Annotated in this window: 8 protein-coding genes; 5 read left to right on the plus strand and 3 right to left on the minus strand. The window is 31.9% G+C overall.

Annotated features, from left to right (window positions below; all coding sequences use genetic code 11):
* Positions 1-7 precede the first annotated feature (7 nt).
* The 5 genes from C1X07_RS14365 to C1X07_RS14385 all read left to right on the plus strand — a co-directional run bounded on the left by C1X07_RS14365 (position 8) and on the right by C1X07_RS14385 (position 7,177).
* Positions 8-2,176 (plus strand): M3 family metallopeptidase, encoded by a 2,169-nt coding sequence (locus C1X07_RS14365; protein WP_103070730.1) that lies wholly within the window; start codon positions 8-10, stop codon positions 2,174-2,176.
* 287 nt (positions 2,177-2,463) lie between these two features.
* Positions 2,464-4,191: a serine hydrolase domain-containing protein gene (locus C1X07_RS14370; protein WP_103070731.1), complete on the plus strand. Its 1,728-nt coding sequence runs from the start codon at positions 2,464-2,466 to the stop codon at positions 4,189-4,191.
* 559 nt (positions 4,192-4,750) lie between these two features.
* Positions 4,751-4,930, plus strand: a complete 180-nt coding sequence (locus tag C1X07_RS14375) for a hypothetical protein (RefSeq protein ID WP_103070732.1) — start codon at positions 4,751-4,753, stop codon at positions 4,928-4,930.
* A 320-nt stretch (positions 4,931-5,250) separates the two neighbouring features.
* Positions 5,251-6,726 (plus strand): PAS domain-containing sensor histidine kinase, encoded by a 1,476-nt coding sequence (locus C1X07_RS14380; protein WP_103070733.1) that lies wholly within the window; start codon positions 5,251-5,253, stop codon positions 6,724-6,726.
* Between the two features lies 1 nt (position 6,727).
* Positions 6,728-7,177, plus strand: coding sequence for a response regulator (locus C1X07_RS14385; RefSeq protein WP_103070734.1), 450 nt, complete (start codon positions 6,728-6,730; stop codon positions 7,175-7,177).
* On the opposite strand, the gene rimO is transcribed toward C1X07_RS14385, so the two are convergent.
* The 3 genes from rimO to C1X07_RS14400 form a co-directional block, all read right to left on the minus strand.
* On the minus strand, positions 7,172-8,473 hold the full coding sequence (rimO, locus tag C1X07_RS14390) for a 30S ribosomal protein S12 methylthiotransferase RimO (protein WP_103070897.1): 1,302 nt from the start codon (positions 8,471-8,473) through the stop codon (positions 7,172-7,174). The two genes, C1X07_RS14385 and rimO, sit on opposite strands and share 6 nt — an antisense overlap.
* A 115-nt stretch (positions 8,474-8,588) precedes the next feature.
* Positions 8,589-11,141, minus strand: a complete 2,553-nt coding sequence (locus tag C1X07_RS14395; RefSeq protein WP_103070735.1) for a TonB-dependent receptor — start codon at positions 11,139-11,141, stop codon at positions 8,589-8,591.
* Positions 11,098-12,018: a FecR family protein gene (locus C1X07_RS14400; protein WP_103070736.1), complete on the minus strand. Its 921-nt coding sequence runs from the start codon at positions 12,016-12,018 to the stop codon at positions 11,098-11,100. Before C1X07_RS14400 ends, C1X07_RS14395 begins: the two co-directional genes overlap by 44 nt.
* Between the last annotated feature and the right edge of the window lie 61 nt (positions 12,019-12,079).

Consider the following 12,079-nt stretch of genomic DNA (forward strand, 5'->3'; position numbering starts at 1 on the left):
AATAACCATGATTAAGTCACAACTCTCAACAGCTTTTAAGACAATGACATTATCTGCCATTGTGCTTTTTTCCAGTTGTAATCAAAAGAAAGAAACTGTGGAAACGGTAACCGAAACAGAAGAGACCGCAAATATTTTATTAAAAGAATGGACTGGTCCTTATGGAGGTACTCCAGCTTTTGATAAAATGAGCGTAACCGATGTGAAACCAGCTCTAGAAAAAGGAATGGAGCTCAATCTTCGAGAAATAGATGATATAGCCAATAATCCAGAGCCCCCCACATTTGACAACACCATTGTTGCTTTAGAAAGAGCAGGAGCAGAACTTAACCGTGTATTTACATACTATGGTATCTTAAGTGGCAATATGTCTTCTCCAGAATTTAGAGAAGTTCAAAAAGAAATGGCTCCCATACTTTCTGATTTTAATTCTAAAATATCACAAAATCAAAAACTATTTCAGCGCATCAAAACTGTTTATGATAATTCACTAAAAACTCCTTTAGAAGAAGATCAACAACGTGTAGTACAACTTACATATGAGTCATTTGCTATGAATGGTGCAGAGCTAGACGAAGAAAAAAAGAAACGCTATGCAGCTATCAATAAAGAGTTATCAGGTTTATACACTAATTTTTCTAATAATGTTTTGGCAGATGAAGAAGGATACGTAACCTATCTTACTAAAGATCAGCTAAGCGGCTTATCTGATCCTTTAATCAAAGCGTATGCAAAAGCAGCTACAGATAAAGGACACGAAGGAAAATATGCAATAACTAATACCAGATCTTCAATGGATCCTTTTCTCACCTATTCTAACGAGCGCACAATACGAGAAAAAGTATGGAAAAATTACTACTCTCGGGGTGACAATGGAGATGACAAAGACAATAACGAAAATATTGCTAAAATCCTAAAATTAAGAAAAGAGCGTGTCGCATTACTGGGGTATGAAAATTATGCCGATTGGAGATTACAAAACCGTATGGCCAAGAACCCTGAAAATGCAATGAAGTTAATGAATGCCGTATGGCCGGCAGCAATTGCCAGAGTAAAAGAAGAAGTTGCTGATATGCAAGCTGTAGCCAATGCAAATGGGGATAACATTACTATCGAGCCATGGGATTATCGCTACTATGCAGAAAAAGTAAGAAAGAAAAAATATGATCTTGATTCTGATGAAGTAAAACAATATCTTCAATTAGATAAATTAAGAGAAGCCATGTTTTTTGTAGCTGGTGAATTGTTTAATTTTAAATTCACTCCCATTGAAGATGGTAAAGTTCCTGTTTTTCATGAGGATGTAAAAGTTTGGGAAGTAAATGACCTTACTTCTGGAGACCATATAGGGCTTTGGTATCTTGATCCATTTGCCAGAACTGGAAAAAGATCTGGAGCTTGGGCAAATACCTATAGAAGTCATACTACTTTTGATGGGAAAAGAAATGTACTAGCATCTAACAATTCTAATTTTGTAAAACCAGCACCAGGAGAAGCTGTTCTAGTATCTTGGGATGACGCTACAACTTTTTTCCATGAATTTGGTCACGCTTTACACTTCTTCGCTTCAGAGGTGAGATATCCTACTCTTAATGGCGGGGTGCGTGACTATACAGAATTTCAATCTCAATTATTAGAACGCTGGTTATCGACAGATAAAGTAATCGACAATTATCTAGTGCACTACGAAACAGGAAAACCAATGCCTAAAGCACTGGTTGACAAAATCAAAAAAGCCGCTACCTTTAACCAAGGGTTTGCTACCACAGAGTATCTAGCCTCAGCCTTAATGGATATGAAATTTCACATTGCGGATCCTACAAATATTGATGTAGACAAATTCGAAAAAGAGACTTTAGCAGAATTAAACATGCCAAATGAATTGGTTATGCGTCATCGTACTCCGCATTTTGGTCATGTATTCTCTGGCGAAGGATATGCAACTGCCTATTACGGATATATGTGGGCAGATGTACTTACCTCTGATGCTGCAGAGGCTTTTGCCGAAGCACCTGGAGGATTTTATGATAAAGAAGTTGCTGCCAAATTGGTAAAATACCTCTTTGCCCCTCGTAATGCTATAGACCCTGCTGAGGCATATAGAAAATTTAGAGGACGTGATGCTAAGATTGAAGCTTTAATGAAAGATAGAGGATTTCCGGTTCCTAAATCTTAAAAAAAACAATACATAAATAAAATACACATATACCCAATGAATTGGTATGTGTGTATTTTTATTTGGAGATTATAGCATTCGAGTAATTATTCTTAACAAGCATAAAAACCAAAACCCCCTCTCAAAAAACCCTCTTTCGCTATTTCAAAAAGAATCTTATTTATGGTAACAAAGATCTTCGAGAGTGTTTATGATATAACATCTGAAAAATATAGAAAAAAACTACTTCAATGTTAATTTTATACAATTTTAAAAATTCAAAAGATTTAATCTTTGCATAAAAAACAATGAATCACAATTTAGGATTATTTTTAGGAACACTAATATTAGCTTTTCACACCATCTATTCTCAAGCCGATATAAGCTCATACAAAGGACAATGGGAAGGCATAATTGATGATAAAAACACTTTCAATTTTACAGTTACCATTGAACCTCTGAGCCATCAAAACTATCGACTCAAAATCTCTAATCATAATTATATCATAGATAAGGTAGTCGAATCAAAATCTAAAAAGCATATCTCATTTGATTTACCTGGCAATCTAAAATTCAGAGGTACAATTGATGATAAAAAAAACAATATCAATGGTTTTTTAACTTCAGGCATACTTAGCTATCATCTTTTACTTAAAAACGTAAAAAATAATATATATACTGGAGAATGGAATATTCTCATGGTAGGTGAACTCATATCCCAATCTATGTTCTTAAGTGTTGAAAATATAGAAGGTGATCGTTTTGAAGCTTATCCTTTTTTTGGAGATCAACGTTTCACAGGAACATGGTGCACCAATTTTAGAAAAAAAGAAGATACCATCTCATTTATTGATTTTAAAACTGGGCTTCGGTTTGAAGGAAAATTAGAACCTGAAACGATCAAAATGAGCATTATACTTGCTGAAAAAAAAATAACAACTGTTTCTTTTAAAAAGTCACAAGGCGAATGGGAAATAGGAACAGCAAAACCAATTTCTGATGTAACCAATAAAAACTTTACATCTAATGATGGCTGGGAAATAGCTGATTTAAATTCCTATACTATAAATCGCAGCATTTTGAATAGTATGGAGGATAGTATTCAAAAAAAATCACTTACTCATGTGCACAGTGTTCTAGTAGCCAAAGAAAAGAAAATAGTTTATGAAAACTACTTTTATTCTTATAATCAAAATATCTCTCATGATCAACGATCAGCTTCTAAAAGTATTTCATCTGCTATGATTGGTATTGCAATTGATCACAAAATAATTGAAGATGTGGATCAAAGTATTTATAATTACATCCCTAAACAATATCAATACACAAAAGATTCTATCAAATCAAAGATTAGTCTAACCCATTTACTAACTATGAGTTCTGGCATAGATGCGATTGATTTTGGGATTGATCGTAATTCTATTGCTTCAGAAAACAATTATCAACAATCGCAAAATTGGTTAAAAACAGTCTTAGAAGCTCCTATGATCTATGATCCCGGTAGTGTTTCGAACTATGGTTCTGCTAATCCTTTTTTACTAGGTGTTGCTCTTAATAACTCTCTTACTACTCCTTTGGAGCTGTTTATGGATCAAAAATTACTTTCGCCTCTAGGCATTACCAATTATGTGATTCAGAATAATGAATTAGGAAGACCCTATTTTGGTGGAGGAATGTATTTAACCTCCAGAGATATGCTCAAATTTGGTCAATTATATCTTGATAAAGGCATCTGGAATAACACTAGACTTATCTCAGAAAAATGGATAGAAGAATCGTTTAAAAAACATCATGTCTTATCCAATACTAACGATAAAAATGAATATGGTTATCTATGGTGGCATAAAACATACGAAGTGAAAGGTAAAAGAGTAAAATCTATCGAAGCACGTGGTGCAGGTGGGCAGTATATTTTTGTTATGCCTGAGTTGGATGTTGTAGCCGTTATCACTTCAGGTAATTTTAGAAATGGAAGATATTGGCAACCTGAAAAAATAATGGAATCCTATATTTTACCAGCAATCCTTAATCCATAAACTTTTTGTTCTTTATAGATGTCAATCCTTTTGAAATAGATACGCATCAAGACATCATTATAAAAACGTATGAATATTTTTTTTACAAATCTGACAATATTTAAATGCTTTTTAATGAGACTAACTTAAATAGTCAATCAACCTTGTATTTAAGTTAATAACAGTATTATCAAATTGTTTTTTAATCCTGAAATCTATGATACCCCTTTCTTTATATTATCTATAAAAATACATAATTACCAATAAAACATATTTTTTATTAAACATATACTAATTAAACCATTCTAAAAGTCGTTTATTTTACCATATCATCAAATTTTATATATCTACGAATTCGCAATAATTCAAAAAATAGAGGTAAAAATTAAAGAAAAAGAAGTCACAACAAGGGAGCATTGAAAAATCCCAAAATTATCCCTTAAACTCATTGAATAATTCTCAATCAAAAAGCTTAGAATACCTTAATTTTCAACAAGTTAATTATAAAAAATAAAATTTTGTGTTGTTTTTTTAAATACATTTGCCGCCGATTAAAACGAAAAAAATAAAATTTTAAGCGATGATCAAAAAACTACCATTTCTACTTGCAATTGTTATTGTCCTATTTTCATGTGAAGCTGAATCATTTGATGAAAGCAGTTCTCCTGAAGAGACTATTCCTCAAGATACTCCTGCTCCGGCTATTGAGCAAGATAAAATCATTGATGAATACAATGAAACTGACGGAGGTTTAAACTAAAATAAATCTCTTAAAAATATAATTTTCTCTTATGAGATTATTAGAATTGCCCCAAAATAAAAGAGCGCATTGATTCTTTAAGAAGCCCATAAAAATGGGCTTCTTTTTTTTTGTATCTACCAAATGAATATAGTACTTCAAAAATCAAATAGTATCAACTATATCAAATCCCCTTTTATTCTACTATAAATTTGAATTCACTATATTTTATTTTTATTCTTTTCACTATCTTAGTATAACCAAGGAATTATCTTTCCTGCCATTGTCAAATGTCAAAATAGTTTTTAGTCAGTTTTATAATTAAAATTTAAACTAGTTTGATGAATACAAGTGAATCTTCTTATAAGCATAATGAACTTACTTTTCAAGTTATGGTTGATGCTTCTCCTAATGCCTTAATATTAGTTAATGAAAAAGGAAAAATTGCATATACGAATGCATATGTTGAAGATTTGTTTCAATATAAAAGAACCGAGTTAATTGGTCAAAGAATAGAAGTTCTAATTCCAGGTAAATTCAAAGAGCATCATCCCAGATTTCTGCAACACTTTTTTAAAAACCCTCAATCACGTATGATGGGTGCAGGTCGGGAGTTATATGCTTTAAAAAAAGATAAAACAGAGTTTCCTGTAGAAATAGGTCTCAATCCTATCGTTACAGTAGACGGAAATTTGGTTTTGGCATCAATAATTGATATCACTGAACGCAAAAAAGCTGAGAAGCATTTTAAGTTAGTTGTTGAATCTACTCCAAATGCCATGGTTTTAGTTGATCAAAATGGAGTCATAAAACTTGTCAATACTCAAACCGAAAAACTATTTAAATATCCTCGTCAAGAATTATTAAATCAAAAAATAGAAATTCTAATTCCGGATGAAATAAAAAGTCATCACCCTGGATATCGAAAAAATTATTCTAAGAATTCAAAAATGCGCCCCATGGGAATGGGAAAAGATTTGTATGCTATTGATAAAGAAAAAAACAAATTCCCGGTAGAAATAGGGCTAAACCCTATTGAAACTCATGAAGGAAAAATGGTGCTAGCATCTATAATCGATATTACCGAAAGAAAAAAAGCAGAAGAAGCTTCGAGATTATACACTAAAAAATTAGAAAACAAAAACAAAGAACTTGAACAATTTACATTTATAGCTTCTCATGATTTACAAGAACCCTTGAAATCGATTGCTGGTTTAATAGAAATATTAATTGAAGATTATGGTAATGAATTAGATGAAAACGGGCACGATTCTCTTGCTTTTCTTCAAGAATCTACAGAGCGAATGAAAGAGCTCATAACCGCTTTATTGGAGTATAGCCGTTTAGGACAAAAATCAAAATTAGAACAGATTGATTGCAATGAGCTGGTAAAAACGGTGCTTAAAGATTTAGATCTATCTATTAAAGAGGCAACAGCTCAGTTCAAAATAGCTGAATTACCAACGTTATCCGGATATAAAACAGAATTGCGATTATTGTTTCAAAACCTAATAAATAATGCAATTAAGTTTAGAAGAAAAGACAAAACTCCTATTATCAAAATTTCTGCTCAAAAAAAATCACGAGCATGGCTATTTAAAATTGAAGATAACGGTATTGGAATTGACATGAAATTTGCTAGCAAAATCTTTACAATTTTCCAGCAATTACATTCTAATGAAGAGTACCCTGGAACTGGAATAGGGTTATCTCATTGTAAAAAAATTATAGAATTACATGACGGGGATATCTGGGTAGAATCAACCCAAAAAAAAGGAAGTATATTTTATTTTACTATTAACTTAAAACAAAGCTAAAATGAGAAAAGTTACTGGCTTAGACTGTATTATTTTAATTGACGACGATAAGATTACTAATTTTATTAATAAAAGAGTTATTAAACGTTGCGATATTGATGTGCCTATAAAAGTGAATCATAATGGTCCTGCAGCATTGAATTATTTAAAAACAATGTGCTGTAAATCTGCTGATAAGTTTCCTAGACCAGGTATTATATTTTTAGACATCAATATGCCCGGAATGGATGGATGGAGTTTTATTGATGAATACAAAAAATTGTCTTCTGTAAAAAAAGAAAAAATTATTATAGCTATCCTTACTACAAGTGCTAACCCTGATGATGAAAAAACTGCAAAGAAAATTCCCGAAATAAATATGTATATCAAGAAGCCTTTAACGGTAGAGAAATTAGAAAAAACGATTAACCACTACTCGCACAAAAACTCTTTACATAGTTTTGATTCATAAAGGCTCTCCATATAGATCAAAATCTTCTGCTTTGTGTATTTTTACTTTGGTAAAATCACCTGTTTTAAGATAATGTTTAGAAGCATCAATCAGTACTTCGTTATCGACATCAGGAGAATCAAACTCTGTACGACCTACAAAGTAATTCCCTTCTTTACGATCAATAACTACTTTAAATTCTTTTCCTATTTTTTGTTGGTTAAGCTCCCATGAGATTTGCGATTGGATTTCCATAATTTTATTAGCTCGTTCCATCTTTACTTCCTCTGGGACATCATCTTCAAGATTATAGGCAGATGTATTTTCTTCGTGCGAATATGTAAAACACCCTAAACGCTCAAAACGCATTTCTTTTACCCAATCCTTTAGAGTTTCAAAATCTTCTTGAGTTTCACCCGGATATCCCACAATAAGTGTTGTACGAATAGTCATATCAGGAACGGCTTCTCTGAATTCTTTTAGGAGTTTTGTTGTTTTTGCCTTAGTGGTACCACGACGCATTGATTTTAATACAGGATCTGCTATATGCTGGAGAGGTATATCTATATAATTACATACTTTGGATTCTTTTTTCATCACCTCAAGTACTTCCATAGGAAATCCAGTAGGAAAAGCATAATGTAAGCGTATCCATTCTATACCGTCTACTTTTACTAATTCTTTCAATAAATCAGCAAGTTTTCTTTCTTTATATAAATCTAATCCATAGTATGTTAAATCCTGAGCTATCAAAACCAGTTCTTTAACACCATCTGCTGCTAGTTTCTCTGCTTCGATTACCAGATCTTCTATTGGCGTTGACTTATGTTTGCCTCTCATCAAAGGAATTGCACAAAAGGAACAAGGTCTATCACACCCTTCTGCTATTTTTAGATATGCATAATTTTTTGGAGTAGTCGTTAACCGTTCTCCAATTAATTCATGTTTATAATCTGCTCCCAGAGCTTTTAATAATCCCGGAAGTTCTGTAGTACCAAAATATTGATCTACATCTGGGATTTCTTCTTCCAGATCTGGTTTATATCGTTCTGACAAACATCCTGTAACAAAGATCTTATCCACTGCTCCATCTTCCTTTTTCTGTACATACTCCAAAATGGTATTTACCGACTCTTCCTTTGCATTAGCTATAAAACCACAGGTATTAATAACTACAATATTTCCTTCTTCTTCATGAACAACTTCTTTATTGTTAGCTTTTAACTGCCCCATCAACACCTCACTATCATATACATTTTTACTGCATCCTAATGTAACCACATTGATTTTATTCTTTTTTAATGTCTTTGTTCTCATATCTTTTGAATAAAGGTGTGCAAAGATACGAGGATTAACCAAAGTATAAGGTATAAATTCGATATCTCTATAGATTTTACAACTATAAAGAGAAACAAACATTAAATACTACATATTACAGCAAAACCCTAAAAGTAACATTGGGTGTTACTCCTAAGGTAGATTTAATGATTTCCTGAGGAGTATTCTCTTGATTCAAAGAGTAATGATTATTGATTATATTCTTATTATTGGTAATATTCCATACAGATACTCCGGTGTGCGCTTTTACTTTTTTAGTTATATTAAAGTCATATACAGCAGAAAAATCTAATCTAAAGTATTCTTGTAAGCTACTACTATTTGCATTATTATAGTTAATTTGCTCATCGATAACCGGCATTGACTGCAACGGTCTTGTTGTTGGTAATCCAGAGTTCCAGTTAAGACCTGTTGAAATCTTAAAACCCAAAAATGAATAGGATCCCCCCCATGTTACAACATGTGCAACATCAATATTATTAGGAAATTTTTTCTCTACAAAATCATTAAAATCATACTCATTATTTGCATATGAATAACTCAACCACGTACTGATATTTTCAAACCTCTTATTGATTAAAAGCTCCAATCCCTTTACACTATAGTTTCCTATTGATTTTTTAAATTCATATTGATTTTGAAACCCCTGACTTTTTGCTGTTATCCCTTTTACAGTTTTATAATATCCTTCAGCGGTTATTAACCATTTCTTCCGTTTATACTGTAATCCAACAGATGCCTGCTTGCTTTTTATTACAGGTATATCTACACCATTAGCCAAAACCCATCTTCGCTTTTCTATACCTAAAAAATCATTCTGAAAATTAATAATTTGAGACGTATTTTGATGCTTATACTCTCCTAGCACTTCTAAATGAATATACCTACCAAGTTTTTGATTGTAATTGACTCTGGGTTCAATATAACTGGTATTAAGTTTATCATTATAGGTGTATCGTATGCCAAAACTAAAAAAGGTTGCTTTGTCCTCTGTTCTATAATTTGCCTGAGAAAATACTCCATGAATTCTTGTAACTCTAGTTGTTTCTTCAATAAAAACTGGGCTATCTACATCGTTTAAATTAGTAATTCCAGTTTCTATAAATTGGTATCCGTTTTGAAGGGTAATATTTTTATTTAGGCTATAAAATGTATTTAATTTGGCACCTGTTTCTGATACCATATTTTTTTGTAAAAATCGCTGTCCTTGTTCGAGATTTGCATTTATAGATTTTAATTCATAATCCGTTTCGTAGACCTGAAAAGAAGACCTAAGCTTCTCATTCCAATCTCTTTGATACCAAACTCCCCCTGCAATACTTCTTTGTTTAATACTGCTTTGTCGAGAAATAGGCTCTGAGTTTACCAAAGTACTTTCGGTAAAAATCAAATCATTATTTATTGCCAAAAAATTAACTCTAACCCTGTCTTTGTTCGAAACATCATAGTTCCACCTGAAAATAGCATCATAAAAGTCAAAATTAATATCTGAGTTTAACGATTCCTGAACATTGGGATCTAATTCGCTACCCTGCGATATTCTATCAAAATACCTTGAATATGTAGGTGTTTCTATGAATTCGTTAATCGATTTTCTTGAAGAAATTTGTAGTGAAGAGTTTTTGCCTGTTGGAATATCTGCAAAAGCATCTGCATTTATCATATTTACTCCTACACTAGCAGAAAAATTAGTATTGACCTCTTCCTCAGAATTCATTACTATTGTACCAGATACTCCATCAGTATACTCTACATTACTGCCATTTTTTATCAAAGTCGCTTTTGAAGTTATATTGGGGTTAAAAACAGAAATCAATCCAAAAAAATGCCCTGATTGATACATCTTTATCCCATCCCATAGAATCAAATTTTGATCATGTGTACCACCTCTAATATTTATATTAGAAACCGTTTCATCTACACTTTGCACTCCAGGTAATGCTTGTATCGTTTGTAAAACATCGGCTTCAATAAGTCCAGGAAGAATCCCAAAATCTGAATAATCTATTTTAAAACCTCCTTTATTTGTCTTACTTATTCCTTTTGTGATGTAATTTTTGAGAACTATCTCTTCCAAATCGATTATTTCTAATTCCATAGAGATAATCGGGCATTGATTATTTTGAAATAATTCAACCGAAAGAGTTAGGCTTTTATAACCAAAATAATCAATATTTATTTTTTCTCCTTCCCTAACATTTAATTCAAAATACCCTCTCTCATCACTTATTACAGACATATCTCCACCAGATATGGTTGCTTCTTGAATTGGCTCTCCTGTAGCAGCTTTTTCAATTTTCCCACAAATTGTCAATAAAGTATTTCTTTTATTTATTGAAACAAAATTATTAGCGAGGATCGTAAAAACAAGACCAGTTTCTTTTTCAAGATAAGCTAGTGCTTCTTCAAATGTTTGGTCTTTTTGCGGAGGTACAACCTTTACATTTTCAATAATATCATTTGCATAGGTAAATTGAAAAGGGAATTGTTTTTCGATATCAGAAATTATGGTGATCAGAAGTTGTTTTTCTTGCCTGTCTTGTGCATAAACTTCTATACAAAAATTAGAAAGCAACAAGACCACAAGGCCAATAGCTTTTATATCACTTTTTAAGTTTTTGAATTGTGATGTGGTTAGATGTGTCAATTGTATAGCTTAAGTCTAATGGTAAAGTTATAGAATTTAAACCATCTTGTAAACTATTGTGTACAAAACCACCAGTAAAAATACGTTGAAGATCTATGTTATCAAAAGAAAACGTTACATCATATTGCCTCCTGAACTCTTCTATAACTTCTTTAAACGGAACACTTTTAAAACTACTTTTATTAGTAGTCCATGAAGGAAAAGAATTCAAATTCTTCTCAAATGATATTACATCGTTTACTACCTTAAAAGAGCTACCTGCCGGGATGTTTTTAGTATATCCGTTATTTTCTTTAGATACACTTACCAGCCCTTCAAAACAAGTAACTTCAAAATAGTTTTCTCGATTTTTCACATTAAACTGAGTACCAAGTACAGTGATATTACCAAAAGGCGTTACTACATCAAATCTATTTCCTTTGGACACTTTAAAAAATGCCTCTCCTTCAAGATTAACCTTTCTTATTTTATCCCATCGATTTTTGTTATAACTAAGTGAAGACATCGAATTTAACATCACTTCAGAACCATCTGGAAGGTTTATAGCTATTTTTTCTCCTATTGAAGTATTAACAACTGTATCTTTTGACAAAAATAAAAGAGAGGTAATACCCAATATAACAATTACTGTAGCTGCAATTCTTAGCCATGAGTTATTTAGCCCTATACGTTTTGTTGTATTTTGCTTTTGAGTATGATGCTTTGAATAAACTTCATCCAAACCTTCAACATCATAAGTATCTGGGGCTTTGAATTGCTTAGCTCCTTGTAGCATTTTGATATGAAAATCATAATCATCTAATTCTTCAAAAGCTTTTTTTTCAACTTCTGTTAACTCATCTGCCAGCCACTTTTTTATTAGATACTCTTTATTCATTTTCTAGTCTTTCTTTAATAGTATAACAACTTAGAAACTGTTTTCCCTTTTATATTTTGAT

It is taken from the genome of Aquimarina sediminis (assembly GCF_002895435.1).
GTDB classification, from domain to species: Bacteria; Bacteroidota; Bacteroidia; order Flavobacteriales; family Flavobacteriaceae; genus Aquimarina; species Aquimarina sediminis.